Annotated in this window: 26 protein-coding genes; 11 read left to right on the top strand and 15 right to left on the bottom strand. The window is 68.4% G+C overall.

Annotation, left to right across the window (positions count from 1 at the left end; translation table 11 throughout):
• Positions 1–84 precede the first annotated feature (84 nt).
• Both QGN31_RS22220 and QGN31_RS22215 read right to left on the bottom strand, forming a co-directional pair.
• Complete coding sequence (locus QGN31_RS22220; protein ID WP_014383800.1) at positions 85–1470, bottom strand: TetR/AcrR family transcriptional regulator; 1386 nt, start codon at positions 1468–1470, stop codon at positions 85–87.
• Positions 1471–1568: 98 nt separating this feature from the next.
• Positions 1569–2438: an alpha/beta fold hydrolase gene (locus tag QGN31_RS22215; RefSeq protein ID WP_009951924.1), complete on the bottom strand. Its 870-nt coding sequence runs from the start codon at positions 2436–2438 to the stop codon at positions 1569–1571.
• Between the two features lie 235 nt (positions 2439–2673).
• On the opposite strand from QGN31_RS22215, the gene QGN31_RS22210 reads away from it, so the two are divergent.
• Positions 2674–4380 carry an MOSC and FAD-binding oxidoreductase domain-containing protein gene (locus QGN31_RS22210; protein WP_014941255.1) on the top strand — a complete coding sequence of 569 codons (1707 nt, stop codon included), beginning with the start codon at positions 2674–2676 and terminating at the stop codon, positions 4378–4380.
• Positions 4381–4402: 22 nt separating this feature from the next.
• Here QGN31_RS22210 and QGN31_RS22205 read toward each other — a convergent pair whose 3' ends face one another.
• Together QGN31_RS22205 and QGN31_RS22200 are read right to left on the bottom strand one after the other, a co-directional pair.
• On the bottom strand, positions 4403–5200 hold the full coding sequence (locus QGN31_RS22205; RefSeq protein ID WP_009951922.1) for a family 1 encapsulin nanocompartment shell protein: 798 nt from the start codon (positions 5198–5200) through the stop codon (positions 4403–4405).
• Positions 5197–6210, bottom strand: coding sequence for a Dyp-type peroxidase (locus tag QGN31_RS22200; RefSeq protein ID WP_014941256.1), 1014 nt, complete (start codon positions 6208–6210; stop codon positions 5197–5199). The genes QGN31_RS22205 and QGN31_RS22200 overlap by 4 nt, the downstream gene beginning before the upstream one ends.
• Positions 6211–6423: 213 nt before the next feature.
• On the opposite strand from QGN31_RS22200, the gene QGN31_RS22195 reads away from it, so the two are divergent.
• Positions 6424–7743, top strand: coding sequence for a M18 family aminopeptidase (locus tag QGN31_RS22195; protein WP_043955602.1), 1320 nt, complete (start codon positions 6424–6426; stop codon positions 7741–7743).
• A gap of 4 nt (positions 7744–7747) precedes the next feature.
• Here QGN31_RS22195 and QGN31_RS22190 read toward each other — a convergent pair whose 3' ends face one another.
• Positions 7748–8362 (bottom strand): TetR/AcrR family transcriptional regulator, encoded by a 615-nt coding sequence (locus tag QGN31_RS22190; protein ID WP_014941258.1) that lies wholly within the window; start codon positions 8360–8362, stop codon positions 7748–7750.
• 150 nt (positions 8363–8512) lie between these two features.
• On the opposite strand from QGN31_RS22190, the gene QGN31_RS22185 reads away from it, so the two are divergent.
• Positions 8513–9586 carry a phosphotransferase gene (locus QGN31_RS22185; RefSeq protein WP_009951917.1) on the top strand — a complete coding sequence of 358 codons (1074 nt, stop codon included), beginning with the start codon at positions 8513–8515 and terminating at the stop codon, positions 9584–9586.
• Here the strand turns inward: QGN31_RS22185 and QGN31_RS22180 are convergent.
• The gene (locus QGN31_RS22180; protein ID WP_008263898.1) at positions 9583–9804 is read right to left on the bottom strand and encodes a hypothetical protein; all 222 of its coding nucleotides are present in this window, start codon (positions 9802–9804) and stop codon (positions 9583–9585) included. The two genes, QGN31_RS22185 and QGN31_RS22180, sit on opposite strands and share 4 nt — an antisense overlap.
• Positions 9805–9930: 126 nt before the next feature.
• On the opposite strand from QGN31_RS22180, the gene purL reads away from it, so the two are divergent.
• Together purL and QGN31_RS22170 are read left to right on the top strand one after the other, a co-directional pair.
• Positions 9931–12228: a phosphoribosylformylglycinamidine synthase subunit PurL gene (purL, locus tag QGN31_RS22175; RefSeq protein WP_014941259.1), complete on the top strand. Its 2298-nt coding sequence runs from the start codon at positions 9931–9933 to the stop codon at positions 12226–12228.
• 19 nt (positions 12229–12247) lie between these two features.
• Complete coding sequence (locus tag QGN31_RS22170; RefSeq protein WP_193375534.1) at positions 12248–12886, top strand: Rv0804 family intramembrane glutamic endopeptidase; 639 nt, start codon at positions 12248–12250, stop codon at positions 12884–12886.
• Here the strand turns inward: QGN31_RS22170 and QGN31_RS22165 are convergent.
• A complete protein-coding gene (locus QGN31_RS22165; RefSeq protein WP_201409390.1) occupies positions 12876–14090 on the bottom strand; it encodes an MCE family protein in 1215 nt (404 codons plus the stop codon). The genes QGN31_RS22170 and QGN31_RS22165 overlap by 11 nt on opposite strands.
• Before the next feature lie 19 nt (positions 14091–14109).
• Here QGN31_RS22165 and QGN31_RS22160 point away from each other — a divergent pair, with 19 nt between their 5' ends.
• From QGN31_RS22160 to purM, 3 genes are all read left to right on the top strand, one after another.
• Entirely contained in the window at positions 14110–14499 is a 390-nt protein-coding gene (locus QGN31_RS22160) for a sterol carrier family protein (RefSeq protein ID WP_014941262.1), read from the top strand.
• Positions 14500–14636: 137 nt separating this feature from the next.
• The gene (purF, locus tag QGN31_RS22155) at positions 14637–16163 is read left to right on the top strand and encodes an amidophosphoribosyltransferase (RefSeq protein ID WP_008263903.1); all 1527 of its coding nucleotides are present in this window, start codon (positions 14637–14639) and stop codon (positions 16161–16163) included.
• Positions 16164–16229: 66 nt separating this feature from the next.
• Positions 16230–17324, top strand: coding sequence for a phosphoribosylformylglycinamidine cyclo-ligase (gene purM / locus QGN31_RS22150; protein ID WP_009955025.1), 1095 nt, complete (start codon positions 16230–16232; stop codon positions 17322–17324).
• A gap of 67 nt (positions 17325–17391) precedes the next feature.
• Here the strand turns inward: purM and QGN31_RS22145 are convergent, their stop codons facing one another.
• A complete protein-coding gene (locus QGN31_RS22145) occupies positions 17392–17577 on the bottom strand; it encodes a DUF3073 domain-containing protein (RefSeq protein ID WP_008263905.1) in 186 nt (61 codons plus the stop codon).
• Positions 17578–17723: 146 nt separating this feature from the next.
• Complete coding sequence (gene ygfZ, locus QGN31_RS22140) at positions 17724–18818, bottom strand: CAF17-like 4Fe-4S cluster assembly/insertion protein YgfZ (RefSeq protein WP_014381786.1); 1095 nt, start codon at positions 18816–18818, stop codon at positions 17724–17726.
• 142 nt (positions 18819–18960) lie between these two features.
• On the opposite strand from ygfZ, the gene QGN31_RS22135 reads away from it, so the two are divergent.
• A complete protein-coding gene (locus QGN31_RS22135) occupies positions 18961–19830 on the top strand; it encodes an aminodeoxychorismate lyase (protein ID WP_014381787.1) in 870 nt (289 codons plus the stop codon).
• Positions 19831–20083: 253 nt separating this feature from the next.
• Here QGN31_RS22135 and QGN31_RS22130 read toward each other — a convergent pair whose 3' ends face one another.
• The 6 genes from QGN31_RS22130 to lmeA all read right to left on the bottom strand — a co-directional run bounded on the left by QGN31_RS22130 (position 20084) and on the right by lmeA (position 24209).
• A complete protein-coding gene (locus tag QGN31_RS22130) occupies positions 20084–20740 on the bottom strand; it encodes an FABP family protein (protein WP_008263908.1) in 657 nt (218 codons plus the stop codon).
• Positions 20741–21042: 302 nt separating this feature from the next.
• Positions 21043–21345, bottom strand: coding sequence for a DUF1416 domain-containing protein (locus tag QGN31_RS22125; RefSeq protein ID WP_008263909.1), 303 nt, complete (start codon positions 21343–21345; stop codon positions 21043–21045).
• 1 nt (position 21346) lies between these two features.
• Positions 21347–22180 carry a sulfurtransferase gene (locus tag QGN31_RS22120; RefSeq protein WP_008263910.1) on the bottom strand — a complete coding sequence of 278 codons (834 nt, stop codon included), beginning with the start codon at positions 22178–22180 and terminating at the stop codon, positions 21347–21349.
• A gap of 37 nt (positions 22181–22217) precedes the next feature.
• Positions 22218–22688, bottom strand: a complete 471-nt coding sequence (locus QGN31_RS22115) for a DUF4395 domain-containing protein (protein WP_009955018.1) — start codon at positions 22686–22688, stop codon at positions 22218–22220.
• Positions 22689–22912: 224 nt separating this feature from the next.
• Complete coding sequence (locus QGN31_RS22110; RefSeq protein ID WP_038538404.1) at positions 22913–23347, bottom strand: thioredoxin family protein; 435 nt, start codon at positions 23345–23347, stop codon at positions 22913–22915.
• A 49-nt stretch (positions 23348–23396) separates the two neighbouring features.
• On the bottom strand, positions 23397–24209 hold the full coding sequence (gene lmeA, locus QGN31_RS22105) for a mannan chain length control protein LmeA (RefSeq protein WP_014941264.1): 813 nt from the start codon (positions 24207–24209) through the stop codon (positions 23397–23399).
• A gap of 169 nt (positions 24210–24378) precedes the next feature.
• On the opposite strand from lmeA, the gene QGN31_RS22100 reads away from it, so the two are divergent.
• Entirely contained in the window at positions 24379–25167 is a 789-nt protein-coding gene (locus QGN31_RS22100; RefSeq protein ID WP_014941265.1) for a winged helix-turn-helix transcriptional regulator, read from the top strand.
• Positions 25164–26093 carry a mycothiol synthase gene (gene mshD, locus QGN31_RS22095; RefSeq protein ID WP_014941266.1) on the top strand — a complete coding sequence of 310 codons (930 nt, stop codon included), beginning with the start codon at positions 25164–25166 and terminating at the stop codon, positions 26091–26093. The genes QGN31_RS22100 and mshD overlap by 4 nt, the downstream gene beginning before the upstream one ends.
• Positions 26094–26255: the final 162 nt, after the last annotated feature.

The raw sequence follows: 26255 nt of genomic DNA, 5'->3' as shown, positions 1-26255 counted from the left end.
GATACGCCGGTGCCTGCCGCACAATAATGGGCCAACTGACCCAGTATTATGTTCGAACGTTTCCGCCATGTCCAGGGCGGGCGGTCAGGAGTTGCGCTGACCGCGAGGCGCGCGGGGTCCGCCCTTGCGCGGCGAAACCGCGAACGAACGCACATAGTCGACGGCGGCGGTGACGGCGGCCCGCAGCGGCTGCGGATCGCCGGTGGCGTGCGTGAGCAGTGCGCCACCCTGGTGCGCGGCAACCAGTGGCACCGCCAGGTGGCGCGGATCGGCGTCGGGGCGCAGGTCGCCACGGTCACACATCGCCTGCAGGCCCGTGCGGAACAGTTCGATCCATTGGTCGTATCCGGCGGCCAGGTCGTCGTGGATTTCGTCGTCGGCCTCGATCAGCTCGCCCGCCAAGGACCCATATACGCAGCCTCCGACCCGGTACACCGGATCGATGTCGGAGACGCAGGCATCGGCCCACGCCTGCAGCGCATCGAGGCTGTCGAGCGCGGCGAACTTCGCTTGAGTGTGGAAGTCCCGCACATTGTTTCGGCGTACGTCGACGACGTGCCGGGTCAGGTCGCGCTTGTCGTGGAAGTAGTGGGAGATCTGGGATCCGCCGACTTCGGCGGCGCGCCGCACCTGGTCGATGCTGGTGTTGGCGACGCCGCGCTCGAACATCAGCCGGGCCGCGGCCTCGATGATGCGCGCACGGGTCGCCAGACCCTTGTGGGTGTACCGCGGCGAGGGATGTTCAGTCACCTGGTGGCCTTGGGCGCGCACGGATCCGCCGGCTTTGCGCGGGCGGCGGCTCCGCGCCCGGCGCGGGGGCCGCCGCGGAATCCGTTCGGCACTGTCGGTGGCGAACATCCGCAAGTAGTTCACCGCGAAACGAATCGCATCGGCGTGCGGCCATTCCTCTTGGTAGGTGAAGGCCAAGATTCCGCCTCCTTGATGCGCGGTGATGATCACCAACGCCAGCTGCCGCGGGTCGGCATCCGCAACCAGCAGCCCGTCGTCTTTCATCCGCTGGATTGCCTTCTCCACCAAATCGATCCACCGGCTGTAGCCGGCCGCCAACGCGTCGCGCGTGGCATCGTCCGACTTGGCGAGCTGGCCGGCCAGCGCGTGATAGGTGGGGGTGCCGACGTATCCGATGCGCCGCAGGTAGCGCATGTTCATCTCGATCCATTTTTCGAAGTCGTCGAACGTACTCAGGCCTCGAAGCGTGGGTTGGCGGTGAAAGTCCAAGACGACGCCGATTTGGCGTCGGATCACCGCGCGAATCAGCGCGCCCTTGTCGGCGAAGTAGTGGGCGAGCTGCGAGCCGCTGACCGAGGCGGCGCGCCGCACGTTCTCCATGTTGGCCGCGGACAGGCCGTCGGTGACGATCAACTGCGCCGCCGCTTGCACGATTCGGTCGCGGGTGGCACGCCCCTTGGCGGTCAACCGTTGTTCGTCACGAACGTCGGGATGGGCCATCGCGTCAGGCTAACCCGTGGGTGCCCCCGTTTATGGGATCTCCAACCCAGACGGCCGGATCGTCACGGGTCGGTTGCGGCGCGCCCGGCGGCCGGGCATCACGCCCCGAGCTGCTTGGCGAGGAAGTTCCGGATCAGGGGAATGACGTCATCGAGCGCGGACTCCAACAGAAAATGCCCGCCGTCGAGCAGGTGGATCTCGGCGTCGGGCAGGTCGTCGGCGAAGGCCTCGGCCCCGGCCGGTCCGAAAATTTCGTCGCCGCGACCCCAGACCGCCAGCAACGGCACCCCGCTGGCCCGGAAGTACTCGTGTAAGCGCGGATACAGGGGCGCGTTGGTGGCATAGTCGCGAAACAGCTTGAGCTGCATCAAGTCATTGCCGGGCCGGGAGAGCAGCGCGTAGTCGTGATGCCACGACTCGGGATCGACCAGGGTCTCGTCGGCCACGCCGGTCACGTACTGCCACCGGGTGGCGTCCAGCGTGAGGAACTGGCGCACCGCGGCCTCGGTGTCCGCGGTGGGCTCACGCTGGTAGGCGTGTACGACCTTCCAGAAGCTCTCGACGAATCCCGCGTCATACCCGTTGCCGTTCTGGGTGATGATCGCGGTGATCGCCGACGGGTCGCGCAGCGCCAGCCGCCAGCCGATCGGCGCGCCGTAGTCCTGGACGTACATGGCGTACCTGTCGACGCCGAGGGTTCGCAACAGGCCCGCCGTGAGGTCGGTCAGCGCGTCGAAGGTGTAATCGAACTCCTCGACGGGCGGCGCGTCGGACAGCCCGAATCCGAGATGGTCCGGCGCGATGACGTGGTAGCGGTCCGCCAGGGCCGGTATCAGACCGCGAAACATGTAGGAGCTGGTGGGAAACCCGTGCAGCAACAGCGCCGCGGGAGCCCTCGGGTCGCCGGCTTCCCGGTAGAAGAGTCGGTGGCCGTCGACCGTGGCGTATCGATGATGAACAGCCGGCATGACATTCCTCCTCAGCCAACGCTTTTCGCACGCGAGCGCCGCGACCGCGTTCGGTAGACATCGACAGACCAGCTCGTCGCATTTTTGGGTTGTATGACCCAGTATGCACCAAACCGGACCCGGGCAACAGCCCCGTGCGGCCGAAGTGTTGCCGTGCGGATCGCGCTGCCATATTCTGGGCCAACCATCCCAGTTGGGTGACTGGTGCCATGGCGAGCTGGTTCGAGGTGACACGGTGGGCAAGCTTGTTTCGGTGAACGTGGGTATGCCCAAGAACGTCCGATGGCGAGACAAAACGGTCTACACCGGCATCTGGAAGACCCCGGTGCACGGGCCGGTCATGGTGCGTCGACTCAACGTCGACGGCGACGGGCAGGGTGACCTCGCCGGCCATGGCGGGGAACAACGGGCCGTGATGGTGTACCAGAGCGAGTCCTACGACTTCTGGAAGACGTACCTGGGCCGCACCGACCTGCGGCCCGGGCATTTCGGCGAAAACTTCACCGTCACCGGGCTCGCCGACAACGAGGTGTGCATCGGTGACCGTTATCGCATCGGCGACGCCGAATTCGAGGTCACTCAACCGCGAGTCACGTGCTTTCGGGTCGGTCTTCGCCTCGACGAGCCCGACATGCCCAATCTACTTGTCTCCCAGCACCGTCCGGGCTTCTACTTCCGGGTCATCACCGAAGGCCGGGTGCGGGCCGGGGACGACATCGTGCGGACCCGCCGCGGCCGCCACCGGCTCAGCGTTGCCGAGGTCGACGCGTTGCTCTACCTACCGGACCGCAACGTCGAGCGGCTGCGCGAGGCCGTCGATGTTCCGGGGCTGAGCCCGGGATGGCAGCAGTCTTTTCGCGACATGCTGGCCGCACCCGATGGTGCGGCCGCGGCCTCGCCCATCCCGGTCGAACCCGGATGGAAGGGATTCCGTAACCTACGGGTTGTCGAGACGCGTCGGGAGAGCCCGCAAGTGCTCTCGATTCGGCTGCAGGCCGACGACTCCGACCCGCTGCCGCCCGCGCTACCGGGTCAGTACCTCACGGTGAAGATTCCCGGGGCCGGTGAGCCGGCGCCGTTGCGCAGCTATTCCCTGTCGGGCGATCCGTCGGCCGGGTACTACCGCATCAGCGTCAAGCGGGAAGATCACGGATTGGTCAGCGGCTGGCTGCACACCCACATCCGGCCGGGGATGGTGATAACGGCGGCCGCCCCGCGCGGCGACTTCTGCCTCACCGAGGACCGGCGCCCCGTCGTGCTCTTTTCCGCCGGAATCGGGGCGACGCCGGTGCTGGCGATGTTGCATGCACTCGCGGGGGCGGGCAGCGAGCGAGACATCTGGTGGGTGCACGCCGCTCGCAATCGCCAAACCCAGCCCTTTGCCGCGGAAGTCGCAACGCTGATCGAGTCGTTGCCTCACGCCCGTCAGCAGGTTTTTTACTCCGAAACGCAGGGACGGCTGAACCGTGATGCCATCGCGGGATTGGGATTGCCGACCGATGGCTTCGTTTACCTCTGCGGGCCAACGCAATTCATGGCGGACATCCGCGAATACCTGGTCGCCATCGGATTCGACCCCGCGTTGATCCACAGCGAACTATTTGGTGCGCTGCCCGCGATCAACCCCGGCGTCGTCGAAACGGGACCGCACAGGCCGCCCCATCAGCCCGCCGGGCCGCCGGGCACGGGGCCGTCGATCACGTTCGCGCGCAGCGGGTTGACGGCCCACTGGTCGCCGGACTACGGCAGCATCCTCGGGCTCGCCGAAGCCTGCGATGTGCCCACCCGCTTCTCCTGCCGGAGCGGCGTCTGTCATGTGTGCGTCACCGGGGTCGTCGCCGGGACGACCTCCTACGTCCAGCGGCCGTTGGAACCACCGGCCGACGGGTCTGTGTTGATCTGCTCGGCGGCTCCCGAAACCGATGTGGTGCTGGACCTTTAGCGACAGAGCGAGGGGTGTGTTGCTATGCGGTCAGCGGGACGGATGCCTCCGCCGTGTAGCACAGGAAGGTGAGCGTCTCCTGCAGATACAGCTGCACGGTGTCCGCGTCGTGGCTGGTGTAGCCGATCGTGACGTCGGTCCCGAGCTGCAGGTCGAAATCGCCGCCGCGGGTGGTCAGCACGAAGGCGCCGTCGATGGCCGGGGCCCAGATGATGTCTCCGGGAACCAGCCGGTCGATGTGTTCGAGGATCGGATATCCATGTTGGGTCGTCTCGCTGACCTTCGTGTAGACGTCGGCGGACAGCAGTACCGAGTACGGGCCGTCGACGCCGGCCAGGCGGAGCTCGGAGATCGCCTGGGTGATGACGTCGGGAATCTCGCTGGGGTCCGCCGGCAGCGTCAGCGTCTTGTTGGAGCTGGCGGAACGGATGCCTTCGATCGACGCCGCGGCGTAGCCCTCGAAGATCGCCCGGTCTTCCACGAACGCGAGCTTCTTCGCCGCCGCCTTGACCGGGTCCCAGTCGGAGTCGTTGGCGCCGCGCTCGACGTTGTCGATCTCGTAGCGCGACAGGGTGAACGGAACGCGAAGCCGCACAAGCGGTTTGCTCTCACGCAGGTGCGCCTCCACGCCCTCGGTGGGTGACGCCACGTTGGCCAGCCGTCCGGTGCTGACGGCGGCGGCGACGGGACCGCCGGGCTCGCTGACGTCGACGACCCGGCGCCCGGCGATGTGGCGCTTGAATGTCCGGGTCGCCTCCAATTCGATTTCTTTCCAGGCGGCTTCGGTGACCGGTGCCAGGTCGCGGTAGAGGTTGTTCATGAAGTGGTTCCTTTCAGGCTGCCGATCGAAAGTGAGCCGTCCTGTGCAACAGACGTTTCCGCCGCCGCCGGCGTTGCGGGCAGGGGCGGGGGATCATCGAGAAAGTCGACGGTGGGGGAGAAGAACAACCCGCCGGTGATGGCGGTGGAGAAGTCGAGGATGCGGTCGGTGTTGCCGGGCGGGTCGCCGAGGAACATGTTGCGCAGCATCTGTTCGGTGACTCGCGGTGTGCGCGAATAGCCGATGAAGTACGTGCCGTACTCGCCCTTGCCGAGCTCGCCGAATGGCATGTTGTGCCGGACGATTTTCAGTTCGGTGCCGTCGTCGTCGGTGATGACGTTGAGGGCGATGTGGGAGTCATCCGGCTTGACGTCGTCGTCGAGTTCGATGTCCTCGAGCTTGGTGCGGCCGATCACTCGCTCCTGCTCGGTGACCGAGATCGCGTTCCACGCGGACATGTCGTGCACGTATTTCTGGACGTGCACATAGCAGGAGCCGGCGAAGTCGGGGTCCTCGTCGCCGATCGCGGTGGCGCTGACGGCAAGTGGGCCGTCCGGGTTCTCGGTGCCGTCGACGAACCCGAGCAAGTCGCGGTTGTCGAAATACCGGAAGCCGTGCACCTCGTCGACGACGGTGACCGCGCCGGCCATCGATTTCAAGATCCGGTCGGCCAGTTCGAAACAGACGTCCAGACTCTCGGCCCGGATGTGGAACAACAGGTCCCCGGGCGTGGCGGGAGCGTTGTGACGCGGGCCGTTCAGTTCGATGAACCGGTGCAGTTCGGCGGGACGCGGCCCGGAAAACAAGCGGTCCCAGGCGTCCGAGCCGATCGAGGCGATCGCCGACAACCGCTTCTGCGGCTCGCGGAAACCGATCGCGCGCACCAGTCCGGATACGTCCTGCAGCGCGTCGTGGACGGTTGCCTCTCCACCGTCGTCGATGGTCACCACGAGGAAGATCGCCGCGGGCGTCAGCGGCGCGAGGACGGGTTGCGGCTGGACGGGGGGCACTCTGGTGACCCTAGCGTGGCGACGGTGAGCGCCGGAAGCGGCGCGAGCAAGGAGCGCGCAATCGACCCTAGCGTGGCGACGGTGAGCGCCGGAAGCGGCGCGAGCAAGGAGCGCGCAATCGACCTAGCGTGGCGACGGTGAGCGCCGGAAGCGGCGCGAGCAAGGAGCGCGCAATAGACCCTAGCGTGAACGCCGCGGGCTCGGACAGCCATGATGTTCAACATGTCCGGCGGGCCTCGAAACCAGACGAAGTCCTCGGCGAGCGCACAAGGACTCTGCGAGTTCATCGACGCGTCGCCGTCGCCGTTTCACGTCTGCGCCACGGTGGCCGCCCGGCTGATCGCCGCCGGGTACACCGAACTGAGCGAGGCCCAACGCTGGCCGTCGGTGCCCGGGCGCTACTTCACGGTGCGGGCGGGTTCGCTGGTCGCCTGGAATTCGGCGGGAGCCGACGGGCCGTTCCGGATCGTCGGAGCGCACACCGACAGCCCCAACCTCAGGGTCAAGCAGCACCCCGATCGGGTGGTCGCCGGCTGGCGGGTGGTGGCGCTCGAGCCGTACGGGGGCGCGTGGCTCAACTCCTGGCTGGACCGCGATCTGGGAATCAGCGGGCGCCTGTCGGTGCGGGCGAAGGATCAAAGCACCGGGATCGCGCACCGCCTGATCCGGATCGACGAGCCGATCCTTCGCGTGCCGCAGCTGGCCATCCACCTGGCCGAGGATCGCAAGTCGCTGACGCTGGACCCGCAGCGACACCTCAACGCGGTGTGGGGCGTCGGCGAGACGGCGCGGTCCTTCGTCGATTACGTCGCCGAGCGCGCCGAAGTGGCGCCCACCGACGTGCTGGCCGCAGACCTGATGACGCACGACCTGACTCCCTCGACGGTGATCGGCGCCTCGGACAACGGAACCGCGGACCTGCTGAGCGCGCCCCGGCTGGACAACCAGGCCAGCTGCTACGCGGGACTGGAAGCGCTGCTGGCATGGGAGCAGGGCGCGGGCTACCTGCCGGTGTTGGTGCTCTTTGATCACGAGGAGGTCGGCTCGTCCTCGGACCACGGCGCGCAATCGGACTTGTTGGGCACCGTCCTGGAACGAATTGTGCTGGCGGCGGGCGGCACCCGGGAGGACTACCTGCGCCGGCTGCCCGCGTCGCTGCTGGCCTCCGCGGACATGGCGCATGCCACCCACCCCAATTACCCGGAGCGGCACGAGCCCGGCCACCCGATCGCCGTCAACGCGGGGCCGGTGCTCAAGGTGCACCCGAACCTGCGCTACGCCACCGACGGCCGCACCGCCGCGGCCTTCGCGCTGGCCTGTCGGCAGGCCGGGGTGCCGTTGCAGCGCTACGAGCACCGGGCCGACCTGCCGTGCGGATCGACGATCGGGCCGTTGACCTCTGCGCGCACCGGCATCCCGACCGTCGACGTCGGCGCCGCGCAGTTGGCGATGCACTCCGCCCGCGAGCTGATGGGCGCGCCCGACGTGGCCGCCTATTCGGCGGCGATGCACGCGTTCTTGTCGCCGGCCTGACGGCCTAATCGGGCTTGGTCGTGGCCGCGCCGTGTAGGATCGCGTCGAGCAGCCCATCGAAAGTTCGCGGTCCCTCCGCAGCGAAATCGGTTGCGCCCCCGTGGGTTAACGCGCGAAACAGCATGGTGCCGATCAGCGCCTCGGCGATCGCGTCGAGGTCGGCGGCGGCGCTCAGTTCCTCGTCCCGGACGGCCCGGCGAAGTCGCGTCGTCAACCCGTCCAGCTGGGGCGCGCTGAGCTGCTGGTAGAGATCGTCGCCATCGGCCGGGCGGGCGGCCGCCGCGGCGATGAGCGCCCGCACCAACGCGGCGTTCGACGGCTGCGCCAGGAAGTCGGCGTGCTCGCGCAGCCACGCCTGTAGGTCGGCGCGCAGGTCCCCGGTCTCGGCGACGGGAAATGATCCGGTTCCGCCGTACGCCTCCAGGACGGCCTCGGCGACGAGCGGGGCTTTCGATGCCCAGCGCCGGTAGAGGGTCTTCTTCCCCACGCCGGCGCGCGCCGCGACGCTTTCCATCGACAACTCGGCGTAGCCGCCGGTGGTCAGGAGCTCGCGGGTGGCATCGAGGATCGCGTGATGCAGCCGGGTGTCACGGGGCCGGCCGGCCCGCTCGTCTGACATGTGGGCCGAGCCTAGGTGCGCCCGGTTGCGGGGGCGAACCGATTCGGGACTGGCGGGCGGGCGTGCGCTCGGGTTACCTTCACCGGGACAAGTGTAGGAAACGATACGTGTCGTTTCTATGCCGGTGATCCGTGACGAAGGAGTCCACCCATGAATGCCCCCGCGTTGTCGGTGCCCACGACCTGGGATGACATCTCGCCGCAGTGGATGTCTGCGGCGCTGGCCGCCGCGCATCCCGGCGTCGAGGTGGACACGGTCACCGTGGAGGTTCGCGACGACGGCACCAACCGGCGCGCCCGCCTGGGGGTGACCTACCGCAACGGCAGCGGACCGGCGTCGGTGTTCGTCAAGGCCGCCGACCCCGACCACAAGGAACTGATCCGCATGACCAGCGGCATGTTTCACGAGCCGCGGCTGTTCACCTGCGGGGTCGATCTGCCCCTCGAGCACCCCCGCGTCTACACCGCGTTGATCGACGAGGACGCCTACGACTTCGTGATGGTCATGGAAGACCTCACCGCGCGCGGCGCCGATCCCCGCGACGCCACCAGGCCGATGACCGTCGAGCAGGTCGCCACCGGCGTGCGCGGCCTGGCCCGCATGCACGGACGGTACTGGGGCCAACGGGTTCTGACCGAGCCGGCGCTCGATTGGCTCGAGCCGTTCCTGCCCTGGGACGGCATGGAAATGGCGCCGCTGCCGGCCGCGCTGGAACGCCTCGGCCCGGACGCCCCCGAGCAGGTGACCTCGCTGACCATCGACGCGCTGATCGAATCGATCTGGAAGCCCTACATCAGAACGCTGACCGCGTCGCCGCAGACCCTGCTGCACGGCGATCCGCACATCGGCAACACCTATCTGCTGCCCAGCGACGAGGTGGGGTTCCTCGACTGGCAGGTGGCCCGGCGCGGCAACTGGTCACTCGACCTGGGCTACTTCCTGCAGGGCGCCCTGACCGTCGAGGATCGCCGCCGCAGCGAGCGCGATCTCCTCGAGGAGTACCGCGGCGCGCTCGGCCTGCCGAAAGCGGAGATGCCGAGCCCCGATGAGGTCTGGCTGCGGTACCGGGCCTCGGTGGCGCACGGGCTGACCCTCTGGCTATGCACCGCCAGCGCCGGGGAGCTCTGGCAGCGCCCCGACATCGCGCTCGCGCTGGCCCAACGGTATTCGTTCGCCTACGCCGACCTGGATACGGCCGCGGCGCTGGCCGAGATCGCCGGCTAGAGGCGCTTGGCCAGCAGCTGTTCCGCCATCTCGGCGCCCTTGCGGCTGTCTGATTGCGCCTTGCGGAACAACTCGGCCACGTCCTTGTCCCCGGCGCGCTCGGCGTCCTGGATGTAGGTCTCTAACCGCAACGCGTTGTCGAGGCACTTCTCGGTGTACCAAATCAGGTTGTAGTTCTTGTCTTTGGTGCCGGTGATGTGTCCGGTTTCGACTGTCATTTCGTACTCCGGTTGATTGCTCTTCGGACACTGTGCGGCTACCCGCCGACTGCAGGTGCAAACGTTCGTCGCGCCGGGTAGGGCGGCGAGAGCGCCTTGCCGATGTCCAGCCCTAGACTGTGTCCCGTGACTGTCTCCGGGACGAGTGCGCGCACCCACGCGATCGACACCGTCGAGCACGCCGCCTCCACCCCCGACGAGCCGCAGCCGTTCGGCGAGCTGGGCCTCAAAGACGACGAATACCAGCGCATTCGCGAGATCCTGGGGCGCCGCCCCACCGACACCGAACTGGCGATGTACTCGGTGATGTGGAGCGAGCACTGCTCGTACAAGTCGTCCAAGGTGCACCTGCGCTACTTCGGCGAGACCACCACCGACGAGATGCGCGCCGGCATGCTGGCCGGGATCGGCGAGAACGCGGGCGTCGTCGACATCGGCGACGGCTGGGCGGTCACCTTCAAGGTGGAATCGCACAACCATCCCTCCTACGTCGAGCCGTACCAGGGCGCGGCCACCGGTGTCGGCGGCATCGTCCGCGACATCATGGCGATGGGCGCGCGGCCGGTCGCGGTGATGGACCAGCTTCGGTTCGGCGCGGCCGACGCGCCGGACACCCGCCGCGTGGTCGACGGCGTGGTCCGCGGCATCGGCGGCTACGGCAACTCGTTGGGTCTGCCCAACATCGGCGGTGAGACCGTCTTCGACGCGTGCTACGCCGGCAACCCGTTGGTGAACGCCATGTGCGTCGGTGTGTTGCGGCAGGAGGACCTGCATCTGGCGTTCGCCTCGGGCGCCGGCAACAAGATCATCCTGTTCGGGGCGCGCACGGGGCTCGACGGCATCGGCGGCGTGTCGGTGCTGGCGTCGGACACCTTCGACGCCGAGAACTCGCGCAAGAAACTGCCGTCGGTCCAGGTGGGCGACCCGTTCATGGAGAAGGTGCTCATCGAGTGCTGCCTCGAGCTGTACGCAGGGCACCTGGTGGTCGGCATACAGGACCTGGGTGGTGCCGGATTATCCTGTGCCACTTCGGAATTGGCGTCGGCTGGCGACGGTGGCATGGCGATCCAGCTCGAGAACGTGCCGCTGCGCACCACCGGCATGACGCCCGCGGAGATCCTGTGCAGCGAGTCCCAGGAGCGGATGTGTGCGGTGGTCACCCCGGAGAATGTCGACGCCTTCCTGGCGGTATGCCGCAAGTGGGACGTGCTGGCCACCGTGATCGGCGAGGTGACCGACGGCGACCGGCTGCGGATCACCTGGCACGGTCAGACCGTGGTCGACGTGCCGCCGCGCACGGTCGCCCACGAGGGCCCCGTCTACCAGCGTCCGGTCGCTCGCCCCGACACCCAGGACGCCCTGAACGCCGACGCCTCGACGCGGCTGCCGCGGCCCGCCACCGGCGACGCGCTGCGCGCGACTTTGCTTGCCCTGCTGGGCAGCCCGCATCTGTGCAGCCGCGCGTTCATCACCGAGCAGTACGACCGGTACGTGCGGGGCAACACCGTGCTGGCCGAGCACGCCGATGGTGGCATGCTCCGCGTCGACGAGGTCACCGGCCGCGGTATCGCGCTGTCGACCGACGCGTCCGGCCGCTACACCAAGCTGGATCCCTACGCCGGCGCCCAACTCGCCCTGGCCGAGGCCTACCGCAACGTCTCCGTCACCGGCGCCACCCCGGTCGCGGTGACCAACTGTCTCAACTTCGGGTCGCCCGAAGACCCCGGCGTGATGTGGCAGTTCTCCCAGGCGGTGCGGGGCCTGGCCGAAGGCTGTGCGGCCCTGGGGATTCCGGTCACCGGTGGCAACGTCAGCTTCTACAACCAGACCGGGTCGACGGCGATCCTGCCCACCCCGGTGGTCGGGGTCCTCGGCGTCATCGACGACGTCGGTCGCCGCATCCCCACCGGCCTGGGCACCGAGCCGGGCGAAACGCTGATGCTGCTGGGCGATACGCGCGACGAGTTCGACGGATCGGTGTGGGCGCAGGTGACCGCCGATCACCTGGGTGGGTTACCGCCCAAGGTCGACCTGGACCGCGAAAGGCTGCTGGCCGAGGTATTGCGCTCGGCGTCGCGCGACGGCCTGGTGTCCGCGGCGCACGACCTGTCCGAAGGCGGCCTCGCCCAAGCCGTCGTCGAGGCCGCCCTGGCCGGTGAAACCGGTTGTCGCATCGTGCTTCCCGAGGATGCCGATCCGTTCGTGCAGTTGTTCTCCGAGTCGGCGGGCCGCGTGCTGGTGGCGGTGCCGCGCACCGAGGAGAGCCGGTTCCGTTCGATGTGCGAGGCGCGTGGCCTGCCGGCGGTGCGCATCGGCGTCGTCGACCAGGCCTCCGACGAGGTGGAGGTCCAGGGACTGTTCACGGTTTCCCTCGCCGAACTGCGCGAGACCTCCGAGTCGGTGCTGCCGCGGCTCTTCGGATGAGCGCCGGCATCGAATCCTGATGCCTGCCAGGCGTTCTCGCCAAGCTTACGCCCTGTCTTTGGCCGCCGCCCTGGTCGGTTGGAGCTTCGTCGGCCCGCGGCTGCCGGCCCGGTGGCGGGTGGCGCTGCAGGCCGGCCTGGGCGGCGCGCTGGTGCTGGTGACGCGGGCCCCGCTGGGCCTGGGGCCGCCACGCTTGTGGGCCGGGCTGCGGCTGGGGTCTGCGGTCGCGTTCTCGGCGGCGAGCACGGTGGCCGCGACAACCCGCCTGCCACCGGTGCGCCAATCGATGGCCGTCCGGGAACCGCCCGCCTCCGTGCCAGACTGGCTGCTGGTGCGGATACCCGTGGGCACGGTCTGGTCCGAGGAGTCCGCCTTCCGCGCGGCGCTGGCCACCGCCGGCTCCGCGGCGTTCGGCAGACGCGGCGGAAGGGTGCTGCAAGCCACCGCTTTTGGCCTCTCGCACATCGCCGATGCCCGCGCGACCGGTGAGCCCGTGACGGCCACCGTGCTGGTCACCGGCATCGGCGGCTGGCTGTTCGGTTGGCTGGCCGATCGCACCGGCAGCCTCGCCGCACCGATGCTGGCCCACCTTGCCATCAACGAGGCCGGCGCCATCGCGGTGTTGGCCGCGAGGTCTCGGGGCGCCGTCAGGGGTTGATGGTGTAGTCGCCCAGTTGGCGGCCCCACACGAAGTCGACCGCGAGGGGTGAACCGACCTCGAAGTGGTTGTAGGGAGCCATGCTCGCGCCGGTGTCCATGACCAGGAACGGGGCGGGCCACAGTTCTCGCGTGATCTTCTGCCAGCACCCCGGTATCCCACCCGGTCCGCCGCGGGCGTTGGTTCGGGGCAGGTTCTCCGGCCAGATGTACGGATTGGGTGCACCGGCGATGGCGCCCGAGGCATGGGCGCCCAGCGAGTACCCGTTGTCGCCCAGCGCGTTGTGGACCCTGGGCGCGACTTCGTCGAAATTGTGGATGGTGCAATAGATTTCGGGGCTGTACTCGTCGAGCAGCTGGCTGCTTCCGACCAAATCCGCGGCACCGCGCGCGAAGTACGGCCCCGCGTGACCGAGAACATCCGCGCCGGCGTTGCCCAATCCCGCGGCCGCCAGCAGCGCCTGATCCAGATCGCGTTGCTGGCGGTTGAGCGTGCGCGCGGCGGTCACCGCGTGGTCCAGCGCGTCCCATAGGTCGGGGGAGGCGTGCGCATAAGTGTCGCCGAGGGCCGCCAGCTGCGCAATGTCGGTGCGCAGCGCCGGCATCCGGGGGTTCACGTCGTCGAGGATGGCGTTGCCGTCGATCAGCGACCTGCCGAGGTTTTCACCCAATCCGGTCAACGCCTGCGCGGCCGCGCTGAGCGTCAGGTTCACTTTGACCGGGTCGACCTTCTCGGCGATCGAGGTCACCGTTTCGAACAAGGTGTTGAACTCGGTTGTCACCGAAGTCGCGTCGATCACGATGGATGGCGTGATCGAATGCGCCGCAGGGTGATTCGGCGCGCTGAGCGCAACGTACTTGTTGCCGAACACCGTGGTCGCTTTGATGTCGGCGGCGACGTTGGCCGGAATCCGCTTGACGTACTTCGGGGTGATGTCCAGCACCACTTTCGCGGCCGGCTTGCCGCGATGGGTGACCTCCGAAAGGCTCGACACGCGGCCGATCTGGACCCCGTTGTAGGTGACCTTGGACCCGGGGTCCATCACCAGCCCCGCCCGCGGGGCCACCATCGTCAATTGCGTATTGGGCGTGAGGTCGCCCCGGAACTGCCCATACAGCAGCAACACGATCAGCGCCATGACCACGATCGTCACCAGGCCGACTGTCTTGTACGGTGGCCGCTCCCGCAAGCGACGGGGCTCCATGATTTTGAGACCCTAGGGTATGGCGCCGCGCGACAAGGCCGATCCGGCCAAGACCCGGCAGGCCGTGTTGGCCGTGGCGCAATGGTTGGCTGACGAATCCACTCCGGCACCGAGCCGTGACGAATTGGCGGCGGCCGTGCGGCTCACCGCCCGCACCCTGGCCGCGGTGGCGCCGGGACGAAGCGTGGAGCTGCGGATCCCGCCGTTCGCGGCGGTGCAATGCGTCGCCGGCCCCACGCACACCCGCGGCACTCCGCCGAATGTGGTGGAGACCGATCCGCGGACCTGGCTGCTGCTGGCCACCGGCAAGTTGTCGTTCGCCGAGGCGAAGGGCACCGGTACGCTGCGTCTTTCCGGCTCCCGAGCCGGTGAGATTGACCACTGCCTGCCGTTGTTCGATGTGGGCTGAATGCAACCCTGAACTGCACCTTTAGGGTCTGGTGCGGGTATTTCATCGCTCAACACGCCTGGTGGATTCGGCGGCTCGGCCCCGGTGCCCGTAGACTCCCTAGCGTCACCAACCGTTCCCCGGGGAGCCGCCGAATCGTGACCGCCCAAGAGCCCGACGAGGACTTCAACGCACCCCGTGAGGAATGCGGCGTATTCGGGGTCTGGGCCCCGGGCGAGGACGTCGCCAAACTCACCTATTACGGCTTGTACGCGCTGCAGCATCGCGGGCAGGAAGCCGCCGGTATCGCCGTCGCCGACGGGTCGCAGGTGCTGGTCTTCAAGGACTTGGGTTTGGTCAGCCAGGTGTTCGACGAGCAGACGCTGGGCGCCATGCCGGGCCACGTCGCCATCGGGCACTGCCGGTACTCCACCACCGGCGACACCACCTGGGAGAACGCCCAGCCGGTGTTCCGCAACACCGCGGCCGGCACCGGGGTGGCGTTGGGGCACAACGGGAATCTGGTCAACACCGCCGAACTCGCCGCCCGCGCCCGCGACGAGGGCCTGATCGCCAAACGCGCCCCGGCCCCGGCGACGACGGACTCCGACATCCTGGGCGCGCTGCTGGCCCACGGCGCCGCCGACTCCACGTTGGAGCAGGCGGCGCTGGACCTGCTGCCGACCGTGCGCGGCGCGTTCTGTTTGACCTTCATGGACGAGAACACCCTGTACGCGTGCCGCGATCCGCATGGGGTGCGGCCCCTTTCGCTCGGACGGCTGGACCGCGGCTGGGTGGTGGCCTCCGAAACGGCCGCGCTCGACATCGTCGGCGCCTCGTTCGTGCGCGACATCGAGCCGGGTGAATTGCTGGCCATCGACGCCGACGGCGTCCGCTCCACGCGTTTCGCCAACCCCACCCCCAAGGGCTGCGTCTTCGAGTACGTGTACCTGGCCCGGCCCGACAGCACGATCGCCGGCCGGTCCGTGCACGCGACCCGGGTGGAAATCGGCCGCCGGTTGGCCCGTGAACGCCCCGTGGAGGCCGACCTGGTGATCGGCGTGCCCGAGTCGGGCACCCCGGCGGCCGTCGGCTATGCGCAGGAGTCGGGCATCCCCTACGGCCAGGGCCTGATGAAGAACGCCTACGTCGGGCGCACCTTCATCCAGCCGTCCCAGACCATCCGCCAGCTCGGTATCCGGCTGAAGCTCAACCCGCTTCGCGAGGTGATCCGCGGCAAGCGGCTCATCGTCGTCGACGACTCCATCGTGCGCGGCAACACCCAGCGCGCGCTGTTGCGGATGCTGCGCGAGGCCGGCGCCGTCGAGGTGCACGTGCGCATCGCGTCTCCCCCGGTCAAGTGGCCCTGCTTCTACGGCATCGACTTCCCGTCGCCGGCCGAATTGATCGCGAACGCGGTCGAAGACAAAAAGGAGATGCTCGAGGCGGTGCGACACGCCATCGGTGCCGACTCGCTGGGCTATATCTCGCTGCGCGGCCTGGTCGCGGCCTCCGAACAGCCGGCCTCGCGGTTGTGCACCGCCTGCTTCGACGGCCAGTATCCGATCGAGCTGCCCGAGGAGACCGCGCTGGGCAAGAACGTCATCGAGCACATGCTCGCCAACGCCGCGCGCGGTGCCGGGCTCGACGATCTCGCGGCCGGCGAAGTGCCGGTGGTGCACTGACTCGGTTGCGCTCCTTCGCCGACGTTTGATACCGGCGGTCAGCGCCGCCCGGTAGCCTTTATCGCGATGACGGATCCCGGAAAGAGCCCCGCGCGCCACGCAGGCAGTCAGGGCATCACCTACGCGTCGGCCGGGGTGGATATCGAAGCCGGCGATCGCGCCGTCGAACTGTTCAAGCCGCTGGCGACGAAGGCCACGCGACCCGAGGTGCGGGGCGGCTTGGGCGGATTCGCCGGCCTGTTCGCGTTACGCGGCGACTACCGCGAGCCGTTGCTCGCGGCCTCCACCGATGGCGTCGGAACCAAGCTGGCGGTCGCCCAGGCGATGGACAAGCACGACACCGTCGGGCTGGACCTGGTGGCGATGGTGGTCGACGACCTCGTGGTGTGCGGCGCGGAGCCGCTGTTCCTGCAGGACTACATCGCCGTCGGCCGCACCGTGCCGGAACGGTTGAGCGCCATCGTCAGTGGCATCGCCGAAGGGTGCGTGCGGGCCGGCTGCGCGTTGCTCGGCGGCGAGACGGCCGAACACCCCGGCCTGATGGAACCGGACCACTACGACATCTCGGCCACGGGCATCGGTGTCGTGGAGGCCGACGACGTGCTGGGGCCCGATCGGGTCAAACCCGGCGACGTCATCATCGCGATGGGATCGTCGGGCCTGCACTCCAACGGGTATTCGCTGGCCCGCACGGTGCTCCTCGAGATCGACCGGATGAACCTGGAAGGCTACGTCGAAGAGTTCGGCCGCACCCTGGGGGAAGAGCTGCTCGAGCCCACGCGCATCTACGCCAAGGACTGTCTCGCGCTGTGCGCCGAAACCCACGTCCGCACCTTCTGCCACGTCACCGGCGGTGGACTGGCCGGAAACCTGGCGCGCGTCATCCCGCACGGGCTGGTCGCCGAAATGGACCGCGGCACCTGGACACCCGCGCCGGTGTTCGCCATGATCGCTCAGCGCGGCCGGGTGACACGCGAAGAGATGGAGAAGACGTTCAACATGGGCGTCGGCATGATCGCCGTCGTGGCCCCGGAAGACACCGACCGCGCGTTGGCCATCCTGACCGCACGGCACCTGGATTGCTGGGTGTTGGGCACGGTCGGCAAAGGTGGAAAGGCGGGCCCGCGGGCCAAGCTCGTCGGTCAGCACCCGAGATTCTGAGGGCCCCGGACTTCAGCTGAACTGATGCGGCGCCGGTGCTCGAGGCATCGGCGCCGAGGCGTTGGTTCTAGCGCCGCCAGCTGTCCTGGTCGTCCCAGGATCCGTCGGCGCCGTCGGTGTCCAGTTCCGTGGGCTCGTCGGAGCCAGTCCCGGACAGCTCTTGCTGAAGCCGCTGGAAGTCGGTCTGCGGAGAACTGTATTTGAGTTCTCGAGCAACCTTGGTCTGCTTTGCCTTAGCCCGGCCGCGGCCCATGGGGGAACCCCCTCGCGCAATAACGGAGCGGCCTAACGAGTAGGCGGCTCCGATCTCCTGGTGTCGTATTGTCCTGCCAACAGTTTACCGTGCCCCGCCAGTGGGCGTCGGTGCCCCCTGCTCGCTGTGGCGGACGTTACCGTTCATTATCCCGCACCGCCCCGCAACCGTTCAACGGCCAGTCGCCCGGCGCCGATCTGTTCGGTGGGAGGCAGGGAATCGACGTCGATCACGGCGGCGACCGCGGCCTCCGGACCGGTCGCCAATTCCGTCTCGGCGGGCAATCCGCGCTTGAGCAGCGCCAGCGCGATCGGTCCGAGGTCGACGTGATCGACCACGGTGCCGAGGCGGCCGACGGCACGTCCACCGGCCAGCACCGGGTCGCCCGTTGACGGCCGTTCCACCGAGCCGTCCAGGTGCAGCAACACCAGCATCCGGGGTGGCCTGCCCAGGTTGTGCACCCGCGCGACGGTCTCTTGCCCGCGGTAACAGCCTTTGTCCAGATGAACGGCGCCCTCGCCGGGGCCGCCGATCCAACCAACCTCGTGCGGGATCGTGCGTTCATCGGTGTCGACGCCGAGCCGTGGCCGCACTGCCGCGACCCGGTGGGCTTCGTAGGCCCACACGCCGCCGGGCCGCACCCCGGCCTGCGACAACCGGTTTCGCCAGTCACCGGCGTCGCCGCGCGGAACCACCAGGTCCAGTTCGACCGACCCGGCAGGCGTGCCGGGCATCCGTCGCACGAACCCGCCGTCGAGGGGAACCGCGGACAGCTCGGCGGGCAGCGCATCCACTCCGAGCGCGTCGAGGATCGTTTGGTCGGCCAACCGCGGGCCCAGCAACGAGAGCACGGCCAGATCGGCGTCGCTCGGGGTGACCTCGGACCAGAACACCATCTTGCGCAGGTATTCCAAAAGCGGCTCGGCGCGCCACGGTTCGGTGTCGAGGTAGGTGGTGCCCCCGAGCTCGGTCTGGATCCAGTGGTCCTCGACGCGGCCCTGACCGTCCAGGCTCAGATTCTGCGTGCTGGCGCCCTCGGGCAGGTTGCTGACGTGCTGCGTCGAAATGCTGTGCAACCACGTCTGGCGATCGTTACCGGTCAAGGTGAGCACACCGCGGTGGGAGCGGTCGACCACGATCGCGTCGGTTTCGGCCGCGCGTTGCTCGCCCAGCGGGTCACCGTAATGCCAGACGGCGCCGGCGTCGGGTCCGGAATCGGGTGCGGGGACGGGGTGGCTCACACGTCAACTCTACGGCCGTCGAGTGTGCGCCCAACGAGTGTGCAGCTCGCCGCACGTTCGTTGACGACTGTGCGGCCGGCTTCACATTCGGCCCGGGAGCGTTGAGCCGATAGGCTTTTCCACCATGGCTGGCCCGAACGGTGTGATCGTCACGCTGGACGGCGAAATCCATTCGCCGGACGCGCCGCTGTTGCACGCCGACGACCTGGCGGCGGTGCGCGGCGACGGCGTCTTCGAGACGCTGTTGGTGCGCGACGGCCGGGCCTGTCTGATCGAATCGCATCTGCAGCGGCTGACCCAGTCGGCCGTGCTGACCGATCTGCCCGCCCCGGATCTGCCGCGCTGGCGTAGTGCGATCGAGGCGGCCACGCGGCGGTGGTGCGCGGGCACCGCGGACGAAGGCGCGATGCGGCTGATCTACAGCCGTGGCCGGGAGGGCGGTTCGACGCCGACGGCCTACGTCATGGTCAACGGCGTTCCCGAACGCGTCACCGCGGTCCGACGCAACGGACTGGCGGCCATCACCCTCGATCGCGGACTGCCCGCCACGGGCGTCGACGCGATGCCGTGGCTGCTGGCCGGCGCCAAGACGCTGTCCTACGCGGTGAACATGGCCGCCCTGCGCCACGCCGGCCGCCAGGATGCCGGTGACGTCATCTTCGTCAGCACGGACGGTTACATCCTGGAGGGCCCACGCTCGACCGTGGTGGTCGCCACCGACTCCGATGCACCCGAGGGCACGCCGTGCCTGCTGACGCCCCCGCCGTGGTATCCGATTCTGCGCGGCACCACCCAGCAGGCCCTGTTCGAGGTGGCCCGGGCAAAGGGGTACGACTGCGACTACCGGGCGCTGCGCGTCGCGGATCTGGTTGCTGCGCAAGGTGTTTGGCTGATCTCGAGCATGACGTTGGCCGCCCGGGTGCATACCCTCAACGGATTGCCGCTGCCGCGGTCGCCGATGGCGGCGGACTTCGCCGAATTGGTCGACGCCGCCATCGTCAGCGATCGCTGAGCGCTGAATCCTGTTGTCGCCTCTGGGATTCGCGGGTACGGTCGGCCGTACACAAGGAAGGAGGTGGTCCGAGAAATTGATAGCTTCATGGACATGTGAGGTGGCTGCGCGCTAGCTGCATCGGCTCGGAAGAGCTGGCGATACAGATGCGCTGGCGAATTCCCCGCAGTCACCCGGCCCCCGAGCTTCCGGTTTTGTCCGACCTGGAATACGGCTCGGGGGCCGCTCCATGCCGGCGGCCGCTACCGAGCCGCTAGCCGGCGAACCGGGACAACCGCGCCGAAAGATGCGGCACCAGGCCGCCGTCGGCGTCGACCCGCTCCTCGACATAGGCCAGATCGCCGCCCTCGACGATGCCGTAGAGCCGTTTGGCGCCGCCGACCAGCACGCCGGATCTGCTGCGGGCCAGCGCATCGGTCACCAGCTCCCACGACGACTGGGTGCGCGGGCGCCCGTAGAACAGTTCGACATAGCCCGCCGAATGGGCCAACAGGAGCTCGATCGCCTGGGATTCGCTGGGGTCGTCGGGATCGTTGACGAAGCGCCAGAAACCGGTCTCACGCAGGTCGCGCTCCTGGTAATCGCCCGTCGCGCTCAGCCGCCAGGATCGCGATTCCCAGTTGAGATAGTCGCCGCCGTCGTGAGAGACCACGATCTGCTGGCCGAACCGGTAGTCGCCGTCGTGGCCGCGGCCCTCGCCTTCGCCGCGCCACACGCCGACCAGCGGCAGCAACGCCAGCAGCGCGTCATTGAGATTCGCGCCCTCGCGCAGGTTGGCGGTGTCGGCGGGCAGGGGCAGGTCATCGAAGGACGGGATGTTGCGGCCGGCGGTCACCTTGGCGCGCTCAGCGGCGGCGGCCACCGCCCGGTCGCCGGAACTAGCCGCACTCAACGGTTCGTCGGAGGTCATGGTCGCTCCTCCCCATCGCTGCGCTCTGGATCGTCGCCGGCGGGGGTCATGTGCGCCGCTCCTCCCCATCGCTGCGCTCTGGATCGTCGCCGGCGGGGGTCATGTGCGCCGCTCCTCCCCATCGCTGCGCTCTGGATCGTCGCCGGCGCGGGTCACGACTCGTCAGTGATGAGCCGGTAGAGGGTGTAGAGGGCGAACCATGAAATCACCACGACCGCCACAACCAGCATGATCTCGAAGAACAGCACCACGGGGACAAGTCTATTCGTCCCGTCGCGGCACAGTCGCGGGCAGCTGGCCGATCAGGCGATCTTGACGTCGACCTCGTGGATGCCGGCGCCCGACGGCGTCACGACGGCGTTCCCGTTGCCGGCCGCCGACAGCGCGCGCAGCGTCCAGGATCCGGGAGCGGCGAAGAACCGGAAGTCACCGGTGGCCGAGGCCACCACCTCGGCGGTGAACTCGTCCGACGAGTCCAGCAATCGGACGAACGCGCCACCCACTGCCTGGCCATCGCCGTCCACGACGCGGCCGGTGATCACCGTTTCCTTTTCCAGGTCGACGCTGGCGGGCAACGTCAGTCCTTGCTTCGGTGCAGAGCACATATCAGCTTCCCAACTCGATCGGGGCCCCCACCAGGGAGCCGTATTCCGTCCAACTGCCGTCGTAGTTCTTGACATTCCTGTGCCCGAGCAATTCGTAGAGAACGAACCAGGTGTGCGACGACCGCTCGCCGATGCGGCAGTAGGCGATCGTTTCTTTGTCGCCGTCCAGGCCGGCCGCGGCGTACAGCTCGGCCAGCTCCTCGTCGGACTTGAAGGTGCCGTCCTCGTTGGCGGCCTTGCTCCAAGGCACGTTGATGGCGCCCGGGATGTGGCCGGGCCGCTGGCTTTGTTCCTGCGGCAAATGCGCGGGCGCCAGGATCTTGCCGGAAAACTCGTCGGGGGAACGCACGTCGACGAGGTTCTTGACGTTGATGGCCGCGATGACGTCGTCGCGGAACGCCCGGATGCTGTTGTCCGGTGCGGCCGCCGTGTACGACGTCGCGGGCCTGCTGACGGTATCGCTGGACAGTGCGCGGCCGTCGAGCTCCCACTTCTTGCGGCCGCCGTCGAGCAGCTTGACCTTCTCGTGGCCGTACAGCTTGAAGTACCAGTACGCGTAGGCGGCGAACCAGTTGTTGTTGCCGCCGTAGAGGATCACGGTGTCGTCATTGGAGATGCCGCGCTCGCTGAGCAGTTTCGAGAACTGCTGGGCGTCGACGAAGTCGCGCTTGACCGGGTCCTGCAAATCGGAGCGCCAGTCCAGCTTGATCGCACCGGGGATGTGACCGGCGTCGTAAGCGCTGGTGTCCTCGTCGACTTCGACAAAGACGACGCCGGAGGCGTCGAGATTGCTCTCAGCCCAGTCGGTCGAGACCAGGACGTCGGAGCGTGCCATGGAGTGGGTCCTTTCGATCACTTTTGGTTACAGCAGGTCAGGTGGGGCGCGCGCCGCCTCGCAAGCGGGCCACCAGTGGGTAGAGCTGGCAGCCCAGGCAGATTCCGAAGGCCGCGTTGAGGAACGCGGCCGCCAGGGCGGCCGCGGTGGCGATGACGCCGACCAGGACGGCACCGGCGGCGAAACCGGCCGTACCCAGCACGGCGAAGATCAGGCCGACGAGTTGGGCGAACTTCAGCGGCGCGGCGGGTTCGCGGTCCTGCACCGGGTCCAGCCGGGGCGCGACGACGGCGGCGAATATCCGGCCGTAGGGGTGCTGGCGGGGCCCGGCGACGGCGCCGATGGCGAAGATGACGGCCTGGATGGCAAGGATCGCCGCCGCGGCGGCCGGGCTGACCGCCGACACGACCAGCGTCAGGATCAAGACCCCGGTGGTCACCCACGCGGCAAATCGTGGTCCACGCACGTCGACGAGGTCGGGCTGCGTGGCGGTGTTGCTGCTCGGCAAGGTGTTACTCCTCGAATACCCCTGTTGCTGACGGAAACGACGATGGGAGAGGTGCCACGGTCGGGATCCGGGCCCGCTCCGAGTGCTACGCGAAGGCGCGGCTACTCAGCAGCAACAGCAACAACAACAGCCCGCGGTGCGGCACAGCGCAACTGCGCGGCGCTTGGTGAGCATGGGCTCGAGGCGGGCTAACACGTCGGTCAGCTTACCCAATGACACCGTGGTCAAGCCAACAGCGGTTTCAGGGCGGACCGCAGGTCGGCGGCGCTGGGCACTCCCGAGGTCCGGTAGCGCTGCCGCCCGTCGATGTCGAAGATCAACGTGGTGGGCAGGGACAGCACCGAATAACGGCGCGCGGTCTCGGGATTGGCGTCCAGGTCGACCTCGACGTGGGCTATCGGAGATCCCGGGTCGCCCAGGTCGTCGCAGACCTGGGTGACGACCCGGCGCACCCGGTCGCACGGCCCGCACCACGGGGCGCTGAAATGCACGACGGTCGGGCCGCCGCGGGAAAGTCCCAGGGCTGCGACGTCGGCGGCGGGGTCGCGATCCGGCCCGGGATCGATTTCCCGGATGCTGCCGGAGCGCCGGGTCAACAGCCAGCCGAGCAGGGTCGCGACGGCGAGCGCCGCGATGGTCACCACGATCATCGTCATCATGCGCGCCACCCCTGGCCATCGCCGCGTTCGGCGGCATCGTCAGCGTGCGTCATGACCGTTTAAACCCATCGAGGGACACCGTTACTCCATAGGTGATGCCCTCGATGATGACGTCGGAGCCGCGCGCGCCCTCGGTGGTGGGCGCGACGCCGAAGGGAAGCCGCTGATCGGGAAGCCTGCCCGCGAAGGCGTGCAGCACCGCGTCGTGCTTGTCGGCCGGGACGGTCTGGTCGGCGGTGTCCGGCCCGGTCAGCACGCCGGTGGGGGTGAAGACCAACGTCGCCGGGTCTTCGGGGGCGATGGACAGGTCGACCGAGACGCTGACGCGGTGATCGAAGCCGGAGGATTTGGGCGTGCCGGTGAACACCAGCCCGTGGCTGTCGGAGATGCCCGACGCGGTGACGCCGCCGGTGGAGGTGTTGGTTTCCTTGGGCGGGGCCTCGACCATCAGGTCGCTGATGCCCAGGTAGCGGCCCAGGTGGGTCGAGTCGATGATGATGCGGCTTTCCAGCTTGTGCACCGCGAGCTTCGCGTCGCGCGTGATCAGCCACGACGCATGCGCGAGATCCACCGAGTACATCGTGGCCTCGAGGGTGGCTTTGCCGGTCATCGCGTGTTCGACGGCGTTGGCCTTGATCTCCACCTGGTCGTAGTTGCCGCGCATGGCCTGCGGAATGAAGGGAAACGCCACGATGGCCACGAACGGGTCGCTGCCCAGGTTGGCCGCCTTGCGCACGCTGGCCGACAGCCGGTATTCGGCATAGATGCTGGTGCCGTAGTCGACTCCGATCGCGCCGAGGGCGACCACGGCCAGCAGGATCGCGGTCGCGGTCACGGCAATCAGCACCTTGCGCACCCGCATATTGTGGCGTAACCCCCGGCGGGGCCGGATCGCCCGTGGCGGGGCTCACAGTGGCTCGTCCGCCACGCGAAAAAACCAGGTAACACGTTATCGTTAGATGACCTGGTAACTAACGCGTGATGGCGTTGTGAATTTGGGAGATGCCGTTCCCCCGAGCTGGAGGGACTAGTTGGAGCTTTTACTGCTGACCTCGGAGCTGCATCCCGATCCGGTCCTGCCCTCGTTGTCGCTGCTTCCGCATCCCGTGCGGACGGCGCCGCCGGAACCAGCTTCGCTGCTCGAGGCCGGGACGGCGGACGCCGTGATCGTGGATGCGCGCACCGATTTGTCGTCCGCGCGTGGGCTGTGCCGCCTGCTGAGCACCGCCGGCCGGTCGGTTCCCGTGTTGGCGGTGGTGAGCGAAGGCGGGCTGGTGGCCATCAGCGCGGACTGGGGTCTCGACGAGATCCTGCTGCCCACCACCGGGCCGGCCGAAATTGACGCGAGGCTGCGGCTGGTGGTCGGCCGCCGCGGCGGGCTCGCGGACCAGGAAAGCGCCGGCAAGGTGAGCCTGGGCGAGTTGGTGATCGACGAAGGCACCTACACCGCCCGGCTGCGTGGCCGCCCGCTCGATCTCACCTACAAGGAATTCGAGTTGCTCAAGTACCTGGCTCAGCACGCCGGGCGGGTATTCACGCGGGCGCAGCTGCTGCATGAGGTGTGGGGGTACGACTTCTTCGGCGGCACCCGCACCGTCGATGTGCACGTGCGTCGGCTGCGGGCCAAACTCGGTTCCGAGCACGAGGCGTTGATCGGCACGGTCCGCAACGTGGGTTACAAGGCGGTCCGCCCGGCCCGCGGCCGCGCTCCGGCGGCCGACTCGTCCGACCCCGACGGCACGGCTGGCGGCGAATCCGGTGCGGAATCCGACTCCGAGGACGTCAAAGATCCGTTGGTCGATCCCTTGCACACTCAGTGATCCCGCCCGACTGGCGCCGGACGCTGACCGACGACGAACAACGGGGCGTGCGCGAACTTGTCGGTGCTGCAACGGAATTCGATGGGGTGGCGCCCGTCGGCGAGCAGGTACTGCGCGAACTCGGACACGACCGCACCGAGCACCTGCGGATCACCTCGGACGACGCCGGCGCAATCATCGGTTATCTCAATCTCAGCCCGGCCCGCGAGGGCGAGACGGCCATGGCCGAACTCGTCGTGCACCCACGGGCGCGTCGGCGCGGGATCGGGGCCGCGCTGATTCGCGCGGCGTTGGCCAAAACGGGTGCGAGCAACCGGTTTTGGGCGCACGGCACGCTCGAGCCCGCCCGCGCGACCGCGTCCGCGCTGGGCCTGGCGCCCGTGCGGGAACTGATGCAGATGCGACGCTCGCTGCGCGATCTCCCCGACACCGCGCCGTCGGTGCCCGGGGTGCAGATCCGCACCTATTCGGGCACGGCCGACGACGCCGAGCTGCTGCGCGTCAACAACGCCGCGTTTGCCTACCACCCCGAGCAGGGCGGCTGGACCGAGGTCGAACTGGCGGAGCGGCGCGACGAACCGTGGTTCGACCCGGCCGGCTTGTTTCTGGCGTTCGATGACTCCACCGGCGATCAGGGCGGCAGGCTGCTGGGTTTTCACTGGACGAAGGTGCACCTCGATCGGCCCGGCTTGGGGGAGGTGTACGTCGTGGGCGTCGATCCGTCGGCCCAGGGCCGCGGACTGGGCCAGGCGTTGACCGCCGTCGGCATCGAATGGTTGGCCCGCCGCCTGGCCGACACCGCCGATCCCACCGTGATGCTCTACGTCGAGTCGGACAACGTCGCCGCCGTGCGCACCTACCAGCGCTTGGGGTTCACCACCTACAGCGTCGACACCGCATACGCGGTCACACCCGCGGCCAACTGACCGCGGGTACGCGGGGCATCGAGCCGGATCGTTAACCTGGTCCTTGCTACCGAGGCGTTGCTGCGCGCCGGGGCGGCGCATACTTTCGCCGCGACGGGCAACCTGGCAGGGGATTACCAGCGGCGCCCACATGCGTCTTGAACGGTGTCATGAAAGCGAGAT

The organism is Mycobacterium sp. 2-64 (genome assembly GCF_035918375.1).
GTDB classification, from domain to species: Bacteria; Actinomycetota; Actinomycetes; order Mycobacteriales; family Mycobacteriaceae; genus Mycobacterium; species Mycobacterium intracellulare.
Note: the sequence above shows the minus strand (reverse complement) of the source record. Positions and strands in the feature narration are given on the sequence as shown.

Excerpts from the sequence above, each read along its gene's own strand:
- QGN31_RS22220 (WP_014383800.1), bottom strand. The coding sequence starts at position 1,470 with ATGGCCCATCCCGACGTTCGTGACGAACAACGGTTGACCGCCAAGGGG.
- QGN31_RS22215 (WP_009951924.1), bottom strand. The coding sequence starts at position 2,438 with ATGCCGGCTGTTCATCATCGATACGCCACGGTCGACGGCCACCGACTC.
- QGN31_RS22205 (WP_009951922.1), bottom strand. The coding sequence starts at position 5,200 with ATGAACAACCTCTACCGCGACCTGGCACCGGTCACCGAAGCCGCCTGG.
- QGN31_RS22195 (WP_043955602.1), top strand. The coding sequence starts at position 6,424 with ATGTTCAACATGTCCGGCGGGCCTCGAAACCAGACGAAGTCCTCGGCG.
- QGN31_RS22190 (WP_014941258.1), bottom strand. The coding sequence starts at position 8,362 with ATGTCAGACGAGCGGGCCGGCCGGCCCCGTGACACCCGGCTGCATCAC.
- QGN31_RS22185 (WP_009951917.1), top strand. The coding sequence starts at position 8,513 with ATGAATGCCCCCGCGTTGTCGGTGCCCACGACCTGGGATGACATCTCG.
- QGN31_RS22180 (WP_008263898.1), bottom strand. The coding sequence starts at position 9,804 with ATGACAGTCGAAACCGGACACATCACCGGCACCAAAGACAAGAACTAC.
- QGN31_RS22170 (WP_193375534.1), top strand. The coding sequence starts at position 12,248 with ATGCCTGCCAGGCGTTCTCGCCAAGCTTACGCCCTGTCTTTGGCCGCC.
- QGN31_RS22165 (WP_201409390.1), bottom strand. The coding sequence starts at position 14,090 with ATGGAGCCCCGTCGCTTGCGGGAGCGGCCACCGTACAAGACAGTCGGC.
- QGN31_RS22160 (WP_014941262.1), top strand. The coding sequence starts at position 14,110 with ATGGCGCCGCGCGACAAGGCCGATCCGGCCAAGACCCGGCAGGCCGTG.
- purM (WP_009955025.1), top strand. The coding sequence starts at position 16,230 with ATGACGGATCCCGGAAAGAGCCCCGCGCGCCACGCAGGCAGTCAGGGC.
- QGN31_RS22145 (WP_008263905.1), bottom strand. The coding sequence starts at position 17,577 with ATGGGCCGCGGCCGGGCTAAGGCAAAGCAGACCAAGGTTGCTCGAGAA.
- QGN31_RS22130 (WP_008263908.1), bottom strand. The coding sequence starts at position 20,740 with ATGACCTCCGACGAACCGTTGAGTGCGGCTAGTTCCGGCGACCGGGCG.
- QGN31_RS22125 (WP_008263909.1), bottom strand. The coding sequence starts at position 21,345 with ATGTGCTCTGCACCGAAGCAAGGACTGACGTTGCCCGCCAGCGTCGAC.
- QGN31_RS22120 (WP_008263910.1), bottom strand. The coding sequence starts at position 22,180 with ATGGCACGCTCCGACGTCCTGGTCTCGACCGACTGGGCTGAGAGCAAT.
- QGN31_RS22110 (WP_038538404.1), bottom strand. The coding sequence starts at position 23,347 with ATGATGACGATGATCGTGGTGACCATCGCGGCGCTCGCCGTCGCGACC.
- lmeA (WP_014941264.1), bottom strand. The coding sequence starts at position 24,209 with ATGCGGGTGCGCAAGGTGCTGATTGCCGTGACCGCGACCGCGATCCTG.